General features: G+C 60.1%; 14 protein-coding genes. 4 read left to right on the forward strand and 10 right to left on the reverse strand.

Going from position 1 to position 19,200, the window contains the following annotated elements; translation table 11 throughout:
* The first annotated feature begins 315 nt into the window (after window positions 1-315).
* The 3 genes from ACIQUG_RS34045 (at window position 316) to ACIQUG_RS34055 (ending at window position 9,438) form a co-directional block, all read left to right on the forward strand.
* Window positions 316-1,746: a hypothetical protein gene (locus ACIQUG_RS34045; protein WP_402326800.1), complete on the forward strand. Its 1,431-nt coding sequence runs from the start codon at window positions 316-318 to the stop codon at window positions 1,744-1,746.
* A gap of 166 nt (window positions 1,747-1,912) precedes the next feature.
* Window positions 1,913-3,046, forward strand: coding sequence for a hypothetical protein (locus ACIQUG_RS34050; RefSeq protein WP_402326801.1), 1,134 nt, complete (start codon window positions 1,913-1,915; stop codon window positions 3,044-3,046).
* Between the two features lie 26 nt (window positions 3,047-3,072).
* On the forward strand, window positions 3,073-9,438 hold the full coding sequence (locus ACIQUG_RS34055) for an FG-GAP-like repeat-containing protein (RefSeq protein ID WP_402326802.1): 6,366 nt from the start codon (window positions 3,073-3,075) through the stop codon (window positions 9,436-9,438).
* A 158-nt stretch (window positions 9,439-9,596) separates the two neighbouring features.
* On the opposite strand, the gene ACIQUG_RS34060 is transcribed toward ACIQUG_RS34055, so the two are convergent.
* Window positions 9,597-9,809 carry a helix-turn-helix domain-containing protein gene (locus tag ACIQUG_RS34060; protein WP_402326804.1) on the reverse strand — a complete coding sequence of 71 codons (213 nt, stop codon included), beginning with the start codon at window positions 9,807-9,809 and terminating at the stop codon, window positions 9,597-9,599.
* A 190-nt stretch (window positions 9,810-9,999) separates the two neighbouring features.
* On the opposite strand from ACIQUG_RS34060, the gene ACIQUG_RS34065 reads away from it, so the two are divergent.
* Window positions 10,000-10,362, forward strand: coding sequence for a transcriptional repressor TraM (locus ACIQUG_RS34065; RefSeq protein ID WP_402326805.1), 363 nt, complete (start codon window positions 10,000-10,002; stop codon window positions 10,360-10,362).
* On the opposite strand, the gene ACIQUG_RS34070 is transcribed toward ACIQUG_RS34065, so the two are convergent.
* The 9 genes from ACIQUG_RS34070 to ACIQUG_RS34110 all read right to left on the reverse strand — a co-directional run bounded on the left by ACIQUG_RS34070 (window position 10,315) and on the right by ACIQUG_RS34110 (window position 19,191).
* On the reverse strand, window positions 10,315-11,019 hold the full coding sequence (locus tag ACIQUG_RS34070) for an autoinducer binding domain-containing protein (protein WP_402326807.1): 705 nt from the start codon (window positions 11,017-11,019) through the stop codon (window positions 10,315-10,317). The two genes, ACIQUG_RS34065 and ACIQUG_RS34070, sit on opposite strands and share 48 nt — an antisense overlap.
* Window positions 11,020-11,323: 304 nt before the next feature.
* The gene (trbI, locus tag ACIQUG_RS34075; RefSeq protein WP_402326808.1) at window positions 11,324-12,607 is read right to left on the reverse strand and encodes an IncP-type conjugal transfer protein TrbI; all 1,284 of its coding nucleotides are present in this window, start codon (window positions 12,605-12,607) and stop codon (window positions 11,324-11,326) included.
* Between the two features lie 10 nt (window positions 12,608-12,617).
* Window positions 12,618-13,055, reverse strand: coding sequence for a conjugal transfer protein TrbH (gene trbH / locus ACIQUG_RS34080; protein WP_402326809.1), 438 nt, complete (start codon window positions 13,053-13,055; stop codon window positions 12,618-12,620).
* A gap of 2 nt (window positions 13,056-13,057) precedes the next feature.
* Window positions 13,058-13,870 carry a P-type conjugative transfer protein TrbG gene (gene trbG / locus ACIQUG_RS34085; protein ID WP_402326810.1) on the reverse strand — a complete coding sequence of 271 codons (813 nt, stop codon included), beginning with the start codon at window positions 13,868-13,870 and terminating at the stop codon, window positions 13,058-13,060.
* Between the two features lie 16 nt (window positions 13,871-13,886).
* The gene (locus ACIQUG_RS34090) at window positions 13,887-14,549 is read right to left on the reverse strand and encodes a conjugal transfer protein TrbF (RefSeq protein ID WP_402326812.1); all 663 of its coding nucleotides are present in this window, start codon (window positions 14,547-14,549) and stop codon (window positions 13,887-13,889) included.
* Window positions 14,550-14,566: 17 nt separating this feature from the next.
* Entirely contained in the window at window positions 14,567-15,748 is a 1,182-nt protein-coding gene (trbL, locus tag ACIQUG_RS34095; RefSeq protein ID WP_402326813.1) for a P-type conjugative transfer protein TrbL, read from the reverse strand.
* Window positions 15,742-15,942, reverse strand: a complete 201-nt coding sequence (trbK, locus tag ACIQUG_RS34100; protein ID WP_082006032.1) for an entry exclusion protein TrbK — start codon at window positions 15,940-15,942, stop codon at window positions 15,742-15,744. The genes trbL and trbK overlap by 7 nt, the downstream gene beginning before the upstream one ends.
* On the reverse strand, window positions 15,939-16,742 hold the full coding sequence (trbJ, locus tag ACIQUG_RS34105) for a P-type conjugative transfer protein TrbJ (RefSeq protein WP_043617623.1): 804 nt from the start codon (window positions 16,740-16,742) through the stop codon (window positions 15,939-15,941). Before trbJ ends, trbK begins: the two co-directional genes overlap by 4 nt.
* Complete coding sequence (locus ACIQUG_RS34110) at window positions 16,714-19,191, reverse strand: conjugal transfer protein TrbE (protein ID WP_402326816.1); 2,478 nt, start codon at window positions 19,189-19,191, stop codon at window positions 16,714-16,716. The genes trbJ and ACIQUG_RS34110 overlap by 29 nt, the downstream gene beginning before the upstream one ends.
* Window positions 19,192-19,200 lie beyond the last annotated feature (9 nt).

A 19,200-nucleotide genomic window follows, 5' to 3' on the forward strand; every position in this document is an offset into this window, starting at 1 on the left:
CAGCCCGTGGCCAACGGTGTGATAGCGGCGCAATAGATTCCGACCAGCTCGACACCGCTCGGTGCCTCTGGTGCCCATGGGTTCACAGCGCGGCATTGCTACAAGTGTCGGATCGTCTCCCGTTGCAGATTCGATCGTGAGTCAGCAGGAGTGTGCTTCCACGACATGTCGATCACGCGCCTCTGGGCTTGTATGCACCGAGCACACGGTACGGTTTTCGACGAAGACGGCGTGATCGTTCCAATTCAGGATTGCATTAGTCTTCAATAAACCATCCCAGAATTGCGACGCAAAAGCCCTGCAATCTGAGGGTAGATGCCGCGTACGATCCGGCACTACTCTACTCAAAGTTTCATCGCTTTTCCGCATTTTACCGAATTCAGCCGACGGCTTTGCCGCGCGGCGGGTCGTGTCGCGACATTGCACCGGGGCTTGTCGCCCTCGGCGCCGCACAAGAACCGTTGCCGTCAAAACGTAAAGCCTAATCATCCACCGACCAGTTCGGCCCCCAACCTGGCTCAAAAGGAGAAAGCCATGCTGTCTTTCAATGAACGTGCATTGAAGTTCGGACACAGTCTCGAGGCTCTGAAGGCGGGAGACGAAATCCAGACCACGCGCCAAGTCCACTCCATCGAGGAGCTTCGAGACCTCCTTCATGACGGCTCAAGCCCGGAGATGCGCCAGGCGCGGGCGCGGCAATACGAAAAAGACCATCCAAAGCTCATGGATGAAGCGAACGGCAGCATGGAAGCTCTCTATCTGCGGGCAGAGGCGGCCGTCCATGCCGACAGACCGCTTTCCCATGACGACGCGCTCGCGCTCAAACATGTCTTTCCGACGACAGTGAGGCTGCTGTCCGCGCTCGACAAGACGATCTCTTCAGAATGGACCCTGGGCAACGAAAGCACGCCCGTTTCGATCAATGTCGGCACGTTGACGATCAACCAGGGCGGCTACATCAACGCCTACGCAACCAGCGTCACCTTCGTCGCTCAGGCCGTCGTCAACAACGCAAGCGGCGGGAGCAGCGGCGCAAACTACACGATTGGCATCTTCGGCGCGCCGGGAGCCGCCGGTACTGCCGGGACAAACCAGCCCCAGGCGCAGAGCGGTCAAAACGGCAGCAGCTCGGGAACGCCTTCACCGGGCGTCTGCACAGGAGCGAAGGACCCGACGGCGGGGACCGCAGGCTCCAATGGCGCGGCTGGCACGGACGGCCAGCGCGGGGCGGACGGCACGCCGAACCTCACGGCAAACTTCACCTTCAATGCGATGTCTCAAAATCCGATCTACCTTCTCACGCAATCGGGCGCAGGCGGCCAAGGCGGTGCTGGCGGTAGCGGCGGTGCAGGCGGTACAGGCGGCATCGGCGGCGACGGATGCCAATCGGGTTGCGAGGGAACGCAAAGCGCCAATGGCGGCAACGGCGGTGCGGGCGGCAATGGCGGCAATGGTGGCCCGGGAGGCAACGGCGTTGATGGGCATCCGATCAATGTGATGCTTGCGAGTGGCATCGCCTCGTCGATGCTCCAGAATGGGGGGCTGGTGGCGCCCGCAGGCACCGGAGGGGCGGCCGGCAACGGTGGAACCGGTGGAACCGGTGGCGCCGGCGGCTCGGGCAGCGGCAAGCATCGATCCGCAGGGACCGCCGGCACGGCCGGCTCTCCGGGCGCCAACGGTACGGTCGGCACGACCGGCACCTACACCGGCAATCCCGGCACGATTTCCATCACGACCACGGGCTGAAGCGATGTATTCCGGCAACCTTTCTACAGCGGGCGCCGAGCGGGTGCCCTTGACGGAGTTCCAGGCGATCGCGGCCGCTGCCGGCCACGATCTCCTGGGACTGGAAGCCGGACAGATCGAAACAGCCTGGCTTCGCGTTTGCGACATCCACGCCCTGAGACAGTGGATGTCGCACGCCGGCGAAAAGGCCCGCCGAAGACGCCTTCGAAGTTTCGGCGACTTCGGCGGTCGGACGCGCCTTTGGCAGGGCGTGCATGACCGCGGCGAGGCTTACATCTTTGCCGGACGGGCACTTGACCCCCACGACGTCGAGCGAATGCGCGAACATTTCCCGGCTCGGCTGAAGGTCGTGTCAGCCCGAAGCATCGAACTTTCCGAAGGAGCCGTGTTCGACGTCAGCGCGACTGCGGACGACTGGGATGTCGGCACCCGCGAGGAGCTCTATACCGTCCTCAACGTCGAAAGCCTGACACTTGCCGCGAGCGCACGGCTCGTCGTCCGGGGAAACGTATTTTCTATGGTGGTTCAACGCCTCAACGTTCTTGCAGGCGAGGCCGGGACCCAAGAATACCATATCGGCATTCTGCCAACGCCCCATCCCGTCGATAGTCTCCTTAGCGGCCCGCTCGATGGTCCGTCCGGCAGTAACGGCAGCGACGGACAACCCGGATGCGACGGCAGGTCGCTGAATGTACGCGCTTCGGTATTCGGGCCTGCCGCAGCCGATCCCGTTCCAGTCGACGAATGCCACGGCAGCGACGGCGGGCACGGCTCAAACGGACAGGATGGGCGCCGCGGCCGCACCGGCGGCATGTTGAAGACGGCGGAAATCACGATCCGCTCGTTTGCAGAGGCCAGCCATCGCCTCTCGATCTTTTGTCAGGCCGGGCAAGGCGGCTCGGGCGGCCGGGGCGGGAACGGCGGAAACGGCGGCCGCGGTGGACATGCCGGGCGCGACGGCGCGAGCCTTAACGATAGCCACGTTGGACATGCGGGCGCCGGAGGAAACGGTGGCGATGGCGGACGAGGTGGAAACGGCGGAAACGGCGGGATCTCCTCGAACGTTTTCATTTCCTGTCCACCGGCTCAGGCCCATCTCATCGAAGCCAGATCTGCCGACAGCCTGGGCGGACGTGGGGGAGAAGGCGGAGTGGAAGGACAAGGCGGCCCTGCCGGAACGGCGATGGCGGAAAATATCATTGCCAGGCCTGGCGACCCCGGACGGCCCGGAACAGCGGGACTTGTCGGCCGGCGCCGGCCGAAGGCCCGCATCCACATCAATGAAACCCTGAAACCTTGACGCCTGTTTTTCCAAAGGGGAAAGTCATGACGCGTTTTGCTAAGTTCTGCAGATTGATCCTCGCAGCAACGCTTGTCCTATCGGGCCCGTCGAACGTCACCGTGCGCACGGCACTTGCGGCAGCCGACGACGAGGCAGGGTCCGACAAGGGCCGGTTCAGCGTGACGTCCTCGGGCGGCGCGATCTACACGATCAAGGTCCAGATCCCGCCAGGCGTCCAGGGCTACGAGCCGGTGCTCTCCTTCGGTTACAACAGCACCAGCCAGAACGGCCTTGTCGGTGTTGGGTGGAACCTGAGCGGCTTTTCCAAGATAAGCCGCGTGCGCAAGATTATCGCGATCGACGGCGTGGACGGAGACATCACTTATGGCATTGAGGACCGCTTCGCTTTCAACGGCAAGCGGCTGCTGGTCATGAGCGGGGCCTATGGGAGTGATGGCAGTGTCTATCGCGCAGAACTGGACAATTTTGACCAGGTCACGGCAAAGGGTGCCAGCGGCACCGGGCCCCAATCCTTCGTGGTTCAGCAGCCAAACGGCGAAACGCTGGTCTTCGGCGGAACCGCCGACAGCCGCGTTCTCGTTGCCGCCGGCCAGGAAACCGTTCGCGAGTGGCTGTTGTCGTCGCAGACCGACAGGAACGGCAATCAGGTCGTCTTTACCTACAGCACTGACCCGACCGGGACCGGCCAGCCAGGCACCCAGGCCTATCCGGTCGAGATCGCCTATGGCGGCAATGTGGGCACAGAGCCTGCGACGGCAGCCAACCGCTTCGTAAGATTGCGCTACGAAGCGCGTCCCGATCCGATCGGCAATTACATGGGCGGCGCGGTAGCTGAGACGACGCTGCGCCTGAGTGCGGTAAGCACCTACCTTGGCAGCGACATTGTCGGCAGCTATCGCCTAAGCTACGAGGCGTCACCCTCGACCGGCGCCTCGCGTCTTACAACCGTCCAGCTCTTTGACAGCGAGGACGAAAGCGCAAAAGGCCTTTCCCCATCTCGCTTCACCTACCAAACCGGCGCCAACGCCTTTGCCGGCAGCCAGACCTGGCTACAGGGCGCCTTCACGCCAGCAAACGGCTGGGACCCGACTAATAACCCGGTGACGCTCGCAGACGTGAACGGCGACGGGCTCGTGGACATCGTCGGCTTCAAGAACGGCGTACAGGTGGCGCTTGCCAAACCGGCAGGCTTTGCTCAACCGACCACATGGCTCGACGCTTTCTCGCCGGAATACGACTGGTCCGGCGACGAACCGCGCTACCTGACCGATATCAATGGTGACGGGCTTGCCGACATTGTCGGGTTTTCCGATACCGGCGTCGAAATGGCTCTGGCGGATGCGGCCAGTTCAGCCTTTGTCAAAGTTTCAGCCACGTTTCCCTACTTCGCACCCAATGCCGGCTGGAGTGTGGACGCACCGCGCTATCTTGCCGATGTGAACGGCGATGGCGCCGCCGATATTGTCGGGTTCGACGACGGCGTTCAGGTCGCGCTGGCCGACGGGAACGGCAGCTTTGTAAGCCCGCAAACTTGGTTCGCCGATATCGGCATCAGGCAGGGATGGCAGGGCGACGACCTGCTGATGGCCGATGTGAACGGCGACGGCAAGAGCGACGTCATCGCGATGAACCAACAGACGCGCTCGGTCAACGTCGCCCTTTCGACTGGAACAAGCTTCACGCAGGCCGGCTGGAACCAGAACTACGCCAATTTCGCCGACAACAGCGCCTGGAGCGCTGACAACCCGCGCATGATGTCGGATGTCAACGGCGACGGCCTTGCGGATCTCATCGGCTTCAGCACAGAGGTCTCGGTGGGGCTTTCGAACGGCGCAGGCTTTGAACCGCCTGCGACCTGGTCGTCGTCGTTCGGCGCGCCCGACTGGTCGAGCAAGACGCCGCGGATGATGACCGATGTGAACGGCGACGGCCGGGGCGACATCGTCGGTTTCAACGGTGGCGGAACATCGATCGCCCTTTCGACCGGGTCAGCCTTCATTGCGGGATCCTGGAACCAGGGCTCGCTGAACGGGCTAGGCCTCAACGAAGGGGGCGCTGCGGACCAGACCAACCGGCAGGTCGTCGACATCAATGGCGACGGACTTCTGGATGTCGTCGCCTTCACTCAGGAAGCGGTCGAGGTCGGGCTGACCGGGGGAGACTTCCCGGATCTCATGACCGGCATAGAGCGCTCGTCGCTTGGGGTCGTTGCGATCGCCTATAAGCCGATCTCGGATCCCGCCGTCTACTCGGAAAGCGCGGGCGCAGGCGCGCTTGCGACCTATCAACGCTATCCGCCACTCATCCAGAACGAAGCATTGCCGCAATATCGGGCAAGCTCGAACCTCACGGGCAGGTATTATGTGGTTGCAAAGACCACAGACAGCAACAATCCGGCCGCAGGCGCCAGCCCCTACAGCTACCCGATCACCCACTCCTACAGAGACGGCCAGGTCAGCAACACCGGTCGCGGTTGGTTAGGCTTTGCGGTCAGCTCCCATACCAATGTCTCGATCGGCCGCACGACGAGCGTGGCGTACAATCAAACCTTCCCGCTCATCGGCAGGCCGCAATCGCGCACCATCTCCTGCGCCACCGCACAAGCAGGGCTTTGCTCCGAAGGAGACACGCTCTCCCTCGATACCTTTGCCTACAAATCAACAACCACGGACGTGTCGAAGGAGAACGGTTACAAGGCGACGCTCGTGCGTCCGTCGTCGACGCGATCGGACAAGTACCAGGGCGGTCAATACAAGCATTCGCTCGGCCAGACGTTCGAACACGACAGCTACGGAAATCGCACGCAGTCGGCCAAGCTCAACCTCGTCGACAGGACGGGCAACGACCTTGATGCGTCCGACAACCTTTACATGAACGCAGCCTATCAGAACGACGCGGCGAGCTGGCGCCTCGGCTTCAAGCAATATGCCAAGACGACGAAGAACCCGTCGCTTGCCGGTATCCAGTCCTTCCAGCCGGATCAGGATATCTCGTTGACCCGGTGGACCTACGACGATGCAATGAACGTTTCGGCCCGTGGCGGCTGGGACCAGGCGCGACAGGCCTATCTTGAAACGGCCTACACCTATGACGCCTTCGGAAATCGGCTTACCGTCGCCAGACCCGGCCTTGCGGCCACGACCAATGTCATCGACCCGGCCTTCAATACCTACATTCAAAAGAGATCGCAGCCGACCGGCACGAACGCGACGGTCCTGGTGTCGCAATACGGATACGATGCCCGTTTCGGCAAGCAGACATTGAAGATTGACGCCAACGGCAACCAGTTCACCACGTGCTACGACAGCTTCGGGCGGCGGCAACTCATTCAGGGCCCGGCTCCAGAAGGCGCCGACAGCAGCGCCTTGATGCCGGCCTGCCTGACGGCATCGGTGACCGCACCTGCAGGCGTGCCGCCGGCAAAGCTTGCAACGCTTTCGACCTTCTCCCATGGCTGGTTAAATGGCGTGCCGGCGGTGACGCAGACGAACCTGACCCAGTGGCCGCAGGAAGGCAGCACGCCTTCCAAGCAGACTGTGACCTATCTTTATGACGGACTTGAACGCCGCTACCAGATGCTGACGCAATCGAGTGACGGTGGTGCAACCGATCGGGTCATGGAAGATTTGACCTTCAGTGCCACCAACAAAACGCTCAAGAGCGCCCTACCCTATATTGGCGGCGACGACGTGCTGTTTGAAACGACCGCCTATGATCCGCTCGACCGGACGACCGAGACAACATTCCCGTGGCTGAACGGTGACGAGATCCAGGCGATTACGTCCAAAACCAACTACGAAATGACGGGCGACGGCGTGACGGTCACCCACAACATGGCAAGCGACACCGCCTATGGCGCAACCCTTGTCGAAGACCGCTCCTACTTCGCCAACAGGGCCAGGGCCGTGACACAAGCGTTCCAGGATCTGCGCTCGCCCGGCTTGGAGAGCGTCAAGACGGGCTATCAACGCGACGTCTCGGGTCGCGTCATTGCGGTCGAGCCGCCGGCGGATGCAGGTTCGACGGCCGCGACGTACACCTATGACAGCCTCGGCCGCGTCTCGGCGAAGGCGCTACCGGCGCTGGGGGCCTCAACGTTCGAATATGGCGCCAACGGCTTTCTGGCAAAGAGGACCCAGGGCAACGGCACGATCGCCTATGCCTATGACGACGCTGGGCGCAAGACCGGGATCACCTATCCCGGCGGCATCGCCGTCCAGTTGAGCTATGACGGCGGATCGAACGGCCTTGGCCGGCTTGCCTCCGCAACCGTCACCGGCCAGGCGGTTGATGTCCAGCGCGCGTTTTCCTATGATGCCTACGGTTCGACCGCCAACAGCACGCTGCAAGCCGGAAATCCCGCACAGACCGTCTCGCTTTCAGCCCGGTTCGACCCGCAAAGGCGACCCACGGCGATCACCATGCCTGATGGTACCGTCGTAGGCCTGGCCTACAGCCTGGATCGCCTGGTGAGCCAATCGATCGGAGGCGTGCCGAAGATAACCCTCTCCGACTTTACCGCGATGGGGCAGCCCCAGACCATCCACTATGCAAACGGCGTGACGACCACGCTCGAATACACACCGGACTTCGGCACCTCGAAACTCGACGTTACCGCCGGAAACCAGAGCCTGCTTAGCGAAACCTACCAGCTGGACCCTTACGGTTATCCCTTGAGCGTCACCGGGTCGTCGGCAAAGTGGTCGACCTATACGAGGACATCGAGTTTCGAAAACGCCCGCCTGACAGCGGTCGCCGACAGCCGGATGCCGAACGGCGAGACCTATCAGTACGACGCTGCGGGCAACCTGAAATCGTCCGCCGACCTCTCCCTTTCAAGCAGCGGCTATCTGCTCGATGCGTCGAGCACCATCGCAGGCCAGATGCTCGCACCCCGCTACGACAAAATGGGAAATCTGGTGTCGACATCGGCGCCGAGCCTATCCTTCTCGGCGGCCTACGACGGTCGAAACCGCCTGCAGAGCTTTGCATCCGGCGGCAACGGCGAGGCTGCCCAATTTGCTTACGATCACGCCGGCAACCGCGTCTGGCGCAAAGACCTTGAGGGCAACGACTATCTCTATCTCTCGCCGCAATTCCGGCAGGTGACGACGGATGGCGCGACGGTGTCCGAACTGGTGTTGCATGGCGCTCTCGGCCCGGCCTACAGCCACAGGGCAAGCGGCAGTGCGCAAAGCGAGAACTACCTTCACACAGATGCCCGCCACAGCCTCACACTGACAACCGACAATATGGGCGCTGCGACCGACTGGTTCCTCTACAATGCCTACGGTCTTCCACTCGGGCGCGCGGCGGGATCACCGGACTACGGGTTCATGGGGCAACCCTATGACGCCGACACCGGTCTCTACTATTTCAGCCAGCGATATTATCAGCCGACGCTTGCGCGGTTTACGAGACCGGATACCCTCTATTCGGCCAGCATCTACCGGCACGACAGTGCAAACCGCTATGCCTTCATGCTGAACAATCCCACCTGGGGCTTTGACCCGAGCGGACACGGGTTGCCGGCCTGCATCATCGGTCTTGGCGGCGGCACTTTCGGAACGGCCGCAGGCATCTCCCAGACCATCGACGGCGCTCTTCAGAAGAACAAGCTTTCGGCCGCAGGCGTCGGCGCGACGACGACGGTCGGCGGCATCTTTGCCGCCAGCGCCGGCGCTTCTGCCTGCCTGAAATACTACCGCGCCCGGGTGGCCGGCCAGCAGAACAACGGCGGCAACGACGGTGGAAACCAGGGCGGCCCGAATGATGATGGTCAAGACGGCGGTCTGCCGAACGACGACCTCGGCCAGGATGGCATCCCAATGGACCAGCTCCCGCCAAATCCTGGCAATCCAGGCGGCAACATTCACGTGGATAGTGATGACAGCGACAGCGAGGATGGCAGCGACGAGTCCTCTTCAAGCAGCTCATCCTCGCAAGGCGGCGACGACGAGGATGGAAACGATGGTTCCGGCCAGCAATCCGGAGACGGTGACGGCAACGGCAACGTCGACACCGGCGATGGGTCGAGCTCAAGCAGCGAGCCGCAACTGGCGAGCAGTCAGTCGACGAGCGACGCGATCGGCGAGACGGAACTCGGCGCCAATTCCGGCAGCCAGCAGGAACTGCCGACGGTTGCAGCGGCATCGCAGAACGGCGTCAATGACGCGGCCGTGTCGAACTCGTCGTCCCTTGTCTCGTCGACCGAAGGGGACGCAACCGGGCTGGAAGCGAGCATTTCAGCGTCGACCGGCGGCGAGGTCGCCGAAAGTACTGCGACGACGACAGGGGTCGTGACGGAGATTGCGGCTGACACCACGGCTGCGGCCACCGGTGAAGCTGCCCTCGATGCGCTACCGTTTATCTTCCTGTTGTTCATTTAACGAGAGCCGGACGCCGCCATAGAGACCCATGGCGGCGTCCGGCTGTCCGGCGAGTTATACCCTTTTGCGAAGAAGGTATAACTCAGCTTGAAAGGTGGTTCAGGAAGTGGTTCTGGTAGAGGTCTATCACCACAATCGGGTTGCAAGCACCGGTCGGATCAATGCGGCCTTGCAAGGAGCTCGCACGGGTCAACGCCCAATCCCTCGGAAAGCTGTCCAAGTACGGTGACGCTGGCAGAAACAGTGGCCCGTTCGATCTTCCCGATATGCCGGACGCTCACGCCGGTGCGGTGGGCGAGTTCTTCCTGCGTCAGTTTCATGCCATGGCGTATTCGACGCAAGTTCACCGCCATGACCTCCTTGAGATCCATCGCATAAGCGGAACCTCAATCGGAACTATCGTTCCAGGAACTATAGTTCCGATTCGACGTGGCGTGTGATAATACGCCTCTGACGATCATCCCGTTGTTACGATCTGGAAGAGTAATCGTCTCTGGCACGGAGCCGAGCATGGCAGACGGGCGAGATAACACGCTGGAAGAGAGTTGGGGATTTTGAGGGATGGAAGAGGCCGGATCCTCTGAGAATGAAACGCAGCGCAAACCTCGATACGATGCGATGAGCAAGACTGAATTGGAGACGCTGGCGGTTTCAGCGATCCGTAAACACCGCGCACTCCTCGCAGCAGATCAGGCCGTCTACGAGGATTGGTTACGAGCGAGCGACGACCCGTCGACTTCTAGATCCATGCTCCCCACCCTTCAGGAGGAGTATCTCACACGTCAAAAGAACTCCGCGGCCCAACAGGAAGAGCTATCGGTCATACTTGACGCACTCGGCTTTGTGCCCGATGTCCCTTTCGACGACGATCAGGGCTCAGACGAGGCGTCGATCTTTGGCAATGGCAACGAGCTGAGGGACTGAATCAGCGCCCAGCTTGTGACGTGCTTGATCGAGATAATGCTGCACGGTCCGCGGCTTGATCCCAGTAATCATCGCAATTTCCTCGCCCTTTTTCCCCTTCGTAGACCAGACGAGGCAGAGCAGTTCTCGCGGCGACAGTAGTCGCTTCGGATTCATTACCACTTTCGCCGCCACAGCCCTCAGCTGGTAGTGGACGGCCATCAGCAATTGAAGCGCCTGATTGGAATCGAGTGCGCCCGAGATGTCTGCCTTCTTTTCCGGCGATGAAAATGTCAGCATCATCGCGGATCCATAACTGCCTTCTGCGCGAATGGTGACACCGGAACGAATGCCATGATCGATTGCCTCGTCGCGAAACCGCCGAAGAGACGAGCTTCCGCGCGTCGGCCAGTCGTCGGCGGTCCACTCAAACATCTCTCGCATCCGCCGCGCTTCGATGACGACAGGGTCGAGGGTAGAGTATCCGCTCTTCAAGTAGTCGCGTTCCCATGGCCCTGGATAGGAATTGAAGGTCTTGACCTGGTAGCCGTCGGTTTGAAGATAAGCGAACCGCTCGAATCCATGGGACCGGGCGAAGCGGTGGACCGCACTCTTTATCATTTGCTCATCGCAGGCGGCTTCCAGCCTGTCAATGAACGAGCGAAGGTGGTCAGTCACGATTATCTCTCCTATCGTCTTGATCCGGCAAGTTTTCCTTTTAGAAACGGTCAGCCGTACTCATCTAAATTCACGAACTTGAGTACGCACGGGATTTATCGACGGCAACCTTTGGTGGCTAAGTGCCAGGCGATTCTTCTTCGCCGTGTTCTGTATTCCTATGTATCGAGAGAGATCTTTCAAGGGCGCTAACCGTAAATTGGGCCGTGTGAGGGGGCGAGAGAGTGCCGTTTTGGTTGGGCGCCACAAGGACTTCAGCTTGTGAGCAGGATTTCAATGCCCGCCGGAACTGCCGAGCCATGGACTATTCCCGATAAGCAGATGGGAAGATGATGTCCTGGTCGACGAGGAGGTTAAACTTGTAGCCGGGCCGGATACGGATCGTTGGCTGGACATTGAGGTTCTTCGAAATGGTCTGCTCAGCTACGCGCCCGAATGTTTCAGCGAAGTTTCGTCGAGCAGCGTCCGAGGCCGTATCTTGTGTCGCACGTGTCGAACTCTCCGGCATCGACATATCGATCCCGGTTCCAATGAGCGCGATTAGCGCCGCCGATCCAAAAGTCCTTAGGAGATCTCGGTCGGTTTTGTCGCTGAAGCCCCCATAGCCTTCTGCGTCGGTGCCCGCCATGCCACCGATCTGGAGCGTCGATCCGTTCGGAAAAATCAGGTCGGTCCAGACGGCGAGTACACGCTCCTGGCCGAAGGAAATCTTTGAATCGTAGCGGCCGAAGAGTTTGGCGCCTTGTGGAATGAGCAGCCGATGGCCGGTTGCGCTGTCATACACGTTCTGACTGATCTGCGCGGTGATCCGGCCCGGTAGATCGGAATTCAGGCCCGTGATCAGGGTGGCAGGGATAACTGAGCCGCGCTTCAACTCGTATGCCGATAGCGGCGGGACGACCTGGTTTGGCAGGTAACCAAGCTCCTTGATGTCCTGATTGAAGAAGTCTTCCTTTGATGTCTGTCCATTTTGATCGCCTTTTTGGCCTGTCAGGCCCGCGTTGAGCGCTGCCGCGTAGAGGTCCGACGCACCGTTTGCAATGTCGCGGGCCGGTGCAACCGTGGCTTTCGAATTGCTGGGACTGCCTTCGATATCTGCGATGTTCACCTTCAAGGGAGAGTCATAAGCAGTTGCCCGTGCCTGCAGGCGCGCCATTCGCTGGCGCTGTGCCTCACGAAGATATTGTTCGTCTTGCTCTCGATTCAGACGTGCCTTCCAATCACTTTCGCTGTCGCGCTGCGAAGTCTGCGCGATCGGACGACGATCAGCGGCAGGTTCCTGGTCAGCTTGGCTTTGGACGACTACAGGCGTCGGCTTGAAGACCTCCTGCTTGTCGGGCTCTCCGATGATGCCATCCGAAACACCGCGCTTGAGCTGATCGCCGAAACTCGTCGCGGGAGAACCCGACGCGCGCCCAAGTTCGTTGTCTCGGTTGAATGCGAGCCCTCGCCATGAAAGACCGAGAACAACGATGCCAAAGAAGAGGACGATGACCACGATCGCGATGATGATCGGAAGGCGATTGAGACGACGCATTTCCTGCTGATGATCGTTGACGGAAGCGCCAAGCTGGAGGGATTGAACCATCCTCTTCTCCTCAGTTATGGCGCATGACGGACAGCGGGCTTGCGGGCATCGCGCCACCGGCTGTGCGCACATAGGCGCGGGAAATCGAAATCGATGGCGTCGTCAGGCGCGCGAGAATCTGGCCCTCAAAAGCGTCGTTCGAATAGGCAAGTACGATGGAGCTTTGACTTTTGGTCGTCTTTTTCTGCGGAGCGACGGTATATCCCCAGCCCTTCAAGGCAGCTTCAAGGGCGGTCGCGTATTCGGTTTCGTCGTTGTCGAACCGGATCGTCGTGGTTGCCGGGGACCCGATCTGTTCGGCAAACCGGCCTGCCATATCGCCGGCGATTGCACTGGCGGCGCCTCCGGCAACCGCAGCCGGAGTTGCGCTCGTGGTAAGTGCTTCATCCGCGGTCTGGCAACCGTTAAGCAGCGCTGCGGCAAGAATTGCCATCGGCAAACGTCGCATCGTCAGCCTCCTCTTCGGATCGTAATTTTCTGCCGGCGCCAACCAACACCGGAAACGAGAACCGCCTTTTCGACTGCGTAGTCGACGACCATCATGTCCTTCTTCATGCGGTAGTTGACGATGCGGTTCTGGCCCCCGCTGACAACGAAGAGCACGGGCGCATCCTGACCTGCGATAGAGCGTGGGAACTGGATGTAGGTTTTGACCCCGTCGGAAAAGACCCGCTTCGGTTTCCATGGCGCGCTACCGCTGATCGAATAGGCAAAGCTCAGTGCTTCCGGTCGTCCTCCCGCAAGGCTAACGGTTTCCAGGCGGGAGTTGATATCCGCCAGTTTGTTCGAGGTGTCTTCCGGGTACTCGAAACCCACCCTCGCCATATACTGGCTCGGATGGGATTTGAGTTGGATGTGATAGGTTCGTCGCGACGTCGTGACGACCATCGAGGTCACGAGGCCAGCTTCAGATGGCTTGACGATCAAATGAATTGCTTGCCCGCCAGCAGCCCCTGACGTTGCAGGTTCGATCTTCCAGCGGACCGTATCGCCCACGAGGACGTCACGAACAATCTCGCCGCCCTGCAATTCGATGTCGCAGACCTGCAAAGGAGAGCAGACGACTGATGGCTGGGTCTCGCCAAACAGAAATATGACTTTCCCATCAGGTCCCTTGGTGACGAGACCTGAAGAACCTCGCCATTTCCCGGAGATGCTCGTCGCCTTGGCTTCGTTCTTGCTCATGCTCTGGGCGTTTGCCGTCATTGCGAACACGAACCCAGCCATGCAGCCGGCGGCCGCGCTCAGAACTGTTTTGTGCATTTGAATGTCCCCGCCCTCAGAGTTGTGCGGTCCAGTCGAAATCCTGGACATAAAGACCAATCGGATTGAGACGGATTATCGCCTCGTCCTGCGGCGCGATCAGTACGACTGTTGCGATCCCGCGGAACCGGCGCATACCCGTTTCTTTGCCTTTCCGGTCTCGCTCATACTCAGTCCAGTCGATCTGGTACGTCTGGTTCGATAGCGCGACGATGTTGTTCACCTCGATTGCAACGGTGGACGTTTTGGCTTTCTCGAATGGGGAGTTGCCGCGGAACCAGGAATTGATCTTCTGGGTCGATGGATCTGCGGTTCGCACAAGGGCATAGGTGCGATCTATATACTGCTTTTGAACGACCGCGTCCGGCGAGATGCTCTTAAAGCTGGTCACGAAATTACCGAGCATCGCGCGCACAACGCGCGCGTCGGCATATTCGATCTGCTCGGGGAAGCCTGCAGCGATCGGCGTGCCGAGCCTGTCGACCTCGACGATGTAGGGCACCAGCTTGACCTGAGTGCTCAGATACATGGCATAGCTGAAGCCGATGATGGCCATGCCGAGGCTAAGAATGCCCACTATCCGCCAGACGGCAGCGGCCTGCACGTAGGACCCATAGCGCTCGGACCATTCCTGCCGCGCGGCAAGGTACGGGTTTTCGGGGACGCGGTTCACGGTCATGTGTGGATCTCTCCGGATTATGATTGTTCGTTTCGTTCAGGTAGGGGCTTGTTTGTCTTTCCACGGCCGCGCGCCTCATCCAGCTTTGCATTGGCGAGGCCCAGCAACGACCCGGCATAGGCTCCAGGCGATCCGATCGACTTGTCCCTGGCGGCAGAACCGGTTGCCTTCGCCCCCGAGGTGAGAGTTGACCAAGCCCCACTAAGCGCTGAGCCGGCGATCGATGAGCCAGCGGCGCTAGCCGATTTGGCCGCAGCAGCGCCGGCGCCAACGGAGCCGGCGACCAGTGAAGCTGCGCCGGCCGCGAACGACGCCGTTTGACTGCCGTGCCGTATGGTCTCCATGCCGCCGGTCACAGAGGCGCCCTGAACAACCCCCTGAATAATGTTTGGCACGTACATTGCTATGATAAAGACGACCACAGAGATGCCAGCGATCGCCAGGATCGTAACAAACCGGTCGGAGGACCCGGTTGGAGCAGCTGCCAAGCCCGTAAGGACCTGAGACCCAATCTTTGCGATCATTACGAGCGCCATCAGCTTCATGCCAACGCCGAACGCGTAGACGAGATAACGAACCGCAAAGTCCTTGGTGAAAGACGAACCGCCGAAGCCGAGCATAATCATGCCCGCCAGCAGCCCAATGTACATCTCAATCATGACGGAAACGAAAATCGCGGCGACGAGCGAGAAGCAGATGACCACCACTCCCATGGCGAGAACCGCGGCGACGCCAAGAGCATTGTCCTCGAACACGCCGAATTTTACTTGCAGCGACATCTGTGAGGCGACGCGTATACCTGCGTCAAAGACTTCGGCTGGCGACGCTGATCCACCGCCCGCGCCAATCTGGAACAGGCTGTCGATGACGGCTTTGGCGAAGGTCGGCCCCTGATCGAGGACAAACGCAAAAAAGCCCACGAACATGATCCGCCGAACGAGTTCGGCGAACCAACCGTCAAGCGAAGCCGCCTGAAGAGCCAACCAGACTGCACAGATTGCGATCTCGATCGCTGCAAGGATCCAAAACAGCGATCGCGCCGCATCTATGATGGTTGTTTCCCATCCCCTGGCTGCTGCGACGACCTGGTTTTCGAGCTCCGTTAGGACTTGGCCGGTTTGAGCCAAGGTCGGTGCATCAGTGAAAAGGACAATCGCGGCGCTTAGGACAAGGGTCCGGGAGAGTGAATTGATCACCATCGCGGTTTCATCTCCTGGCCCTTTTCGATCGGAGGTAGTTCGTTGCTAGAGCCGAAGAATCTGTCTTGCGTCGCTCTCTGCTCGTCGGACACGACGGGCTCGCAGGAGCTTCGCAAAATGAAGACGGTAGTCGTCACTGCACATGCTGCAATTGCCACGGCAACCAGGGACGCAGTTGTAAGAGCGCGGTTCACCAGCGTGGTTCCATCTTCTGACCTTCTGGGATGTCGCTGACGGCTGCGTCGAAAAATCTCTCCCGGCGTGCCTGTGCCAGATCCATCTTCGTCTGCTCAGACTGGAGCCAGGTGCCCATCAGCGTCATCTGCTGCGAAACGAGGCCACGAAGCTTTTGCATCTGGCTGACCTGCTGGGTGGCGATTTGATGTCCGATCTGTAGCGCCTTCATCTGCCCGTCGGCGGATTGCGACATCGATCGGAGCTCATTCATGGTGCCCTCCTCCGTATCGAATTGATCGGCCGTGAGGCTTGCTGCTCTTAAAGTGCCGGCGATGGTGTCACGGTTCGTATCTGACCAGGACTGGTAGCTTGAGGAAAAGCTCTCTCCGTTCGGCAGGTTCGTCTTCAAGTCCGCGTAGCTCTTGAAGCGCTGCTGCAGGACGTCATCTGCGTTGCCCATAGAGAACGCGATACTCTGCCCCTTGTCGACGATGCTACGGAGCTTGTTCAGGTCGCGCTCGACCTCGCCCCAAATGTGCTTTGGCAGCTGCGCCGTGTTCTGGAGCATGTTGTCGTAGATCTTCAGCTGGTTCTGGATCTGTTCGGCCAACTGACTGATTTGAGTGAGTTGGTTGTCAACCTGCAGACCATTGCTCTTGAGAAGGTCGACGAGTTGGGCATTGTTGGCGAGTTGGGTCCATTCGGTGGCGACACCCGTTGCCGAACCTGCTCGTGCCGAGAGTGGTGAGGTTGATGCGAGAGCGCACACAATTAGGCCTGCCATTGACCTACGCGAACTTGAGTAGCGATGCGGCATCGTGAACTCCTCGTGTTTCGAGCCAGCGGACCGGCCAGTCCTGGCCATGTCTAGATCTGAGCGCGCGGATGCGCTTGAGGTCATCTTTGCCGGACGCTCCCACGAAGCTCAGCGCAACCGGACCCAATGCCATATCGAAAAGCCGGCGGCCCTCGGGAGTGGCGACGTAGTATTCGCGCTTGGGAATGGCCGTCGAAACGATCTCGATCTGGCGCTCGTTAAAGCCGATCCGCTCGTAGAATTCCCGCGTGCCGGGCTCGCGCGCGGCGCCGTTCGGAAGGCAAATCTTGGTCGGGCAAGATTCCTTCAGCACGTCTATAATGCCGGAGCGCTCAGCGTCGGAAATGGATTGGGTCGCTAGCACTACCGCGCAGTTCGCTTTGCGTAACACCTTCAGCCATTCGCGGATCTTATCGCGAAAGACCGGGTGCCCCAGCATCAGCCAGGCCTCGTCCAGCACGATCAGGCTTGGCGACCCGTCGAGCCGCTTCTCGATCCGTCGAAACAGGTAGGTCAGCACTGGAACGAGATGGCGCTCGCCAAGGTTCATGAGGTGCTCGATTTCGAAGCATTGGAACGATCGGAGCGTTAGACCGTCCTCTTCGGCGTCGAGCAATTGTCCCAATGCGCCATCGACCGTGTAGTGGTGAAGCGCATCCTTGATCTCGCGAAGTTGAACGCCGCTGACGAAATCCGAAAGCGATCGGCCGGCGGCGGTCGCCATCAAACCAACTTGTCGGGAGATGGCGTTCCGGTGGTCTGGCGTGATCGTCACGCCTTGCAAGGCGACGAGCATCTCGATCCACTCAGCTGCCCAGGCGCGGTCGCCATCGGTAGAGAGTTCGAACAACGGGCAGAACGCGAGCGCCCTCCCCTCTTCTTCTTGATCCCCGCCGATCTCGTAGTGATCCCCGCCGATCTCGTAGTGATCGCCGCCGGCAGCAAGTGTGAGCGGAAGGAGAGAATTGCCTTTGTCGAACGCAAAGATCTGCGCGAACTCGTACCGCCTGAACTGTGCCGCGATGAGCGCCAGTAATGTCGACTTCCCCGAACCGGTCGGACCGAAGATGAGGGTATGGCCAACGTCATCGACGTGCAGATTGAACCTGAAGGGGGTCGAGCCACTCGCCACCTGCATCAAGGGGGGAGAATTGGCGGGAAAGAAAGGGCAAGGGGCAATCGCGCTTCCCGACCAGACTGAATTGAGCGGGACCAGATCGGCAAGGTTACAGGTGTTGATCAGCGGTTCCCGGACATTGCAGAACCAGTTGCCTGGAAGACTGCCGAGGAAGGCATCCGTGGCGTTGAGTGTTTCGACCCTTGCACCAAAGCCCTCAGCCTGCACCAACCGGCGGATCGCCTCGGTCTTTTCCTGCAATGCCTCCCGGTCATCGTCAAAGAGGATGATTACCGGCGTATAGTACCCATAGGCAACCAACTGCGATGACGCCTGGGCAATCGCGTCTTCAGTCTCGGCCACCATGCTCATTGCGTCCTGATCCAGGGAGCGGCTTTGCGTCTGAAACAATTGATCGAGGAAGGGGCGAACTTTCTGTTGCCACTTCCTGCGGGTCCACTCGAGCTTCTGACGCGCCTCTTCCGCATCAAGGAAGATAAAACGCGACGACCAGCGATAGCTGAGCGGCATCAAATCCAGGCTGTTGAGAATTCCTGGCCAGCTCTCTGCTGGCAGCCCGTCGATAGCCACGACGCCGAGGAACCGGTTTTCGACCTTCGGTGTCAACCCATGCTGAAGCTCAGCCGTCGCGATCCAGTCCAGATAGATCGGGATGTCTGGCAGCCGGATCGGGTGGTTCTCGCCTGTGATGCAAAAACGAACGAACTGCAGCAGCTCGTCATAGCGCGCGATGCGCTCCCCTCCCCTATCAACCATCTCCCGCGTCTCCATGCGTCGGATCGAAAGCGCGTTCGCAAGGTACTGTTCGATCTCGCGAATGGCGCTCTTGAAAGTGAGAAGGACCGTGTCGGCGTAGGTCTTCCTGCGGCTTTCTTCGTCCGAGTAGATGTATTTGCTCAGTCCCACTTTCTTGGGCTCAGTGGGTCGATAGGTGAGTATGACGGCGTGCTTGCTCTCGAAGTGGCCCTGCTCTCGCGCAAAATGGGCCCTACGTTCTGCATCAATCGCACGTGTAATGGGATCAGGGAAATGACAACGGTCTTCTGATGGGTAATCCACCGTCGGAATACGGATGGCTTCGACCTGGATCATCCAGCCGCTGCCGAGCCTTGACAGGATCGCGTTGATCTGCCGCGAAAGCTCGTTCCGCTCAAGGTCAGTGGCGCTTTCGGAATCTGGCCCCGCGAAATACCATCCGGCCATCAGGCTTCCGTCTTTCAGCAGGAGAATGCCATTATCGACCAGGCCGGCGTAAGGAACGAGGTCAGCGAAGGACGGGCCGGTGGACCGGAAGTGTTTTAGAGCGACCATTGTTGACCC

This window comes from Ensifer sp. NPDC090286 (assembly GCF_044769565.1).
Lineage (GTDB): Bacteria > Pseudomonadota > Alphaproteobacteria > Rhizobiales > Rhizobiaceae > Ensifer.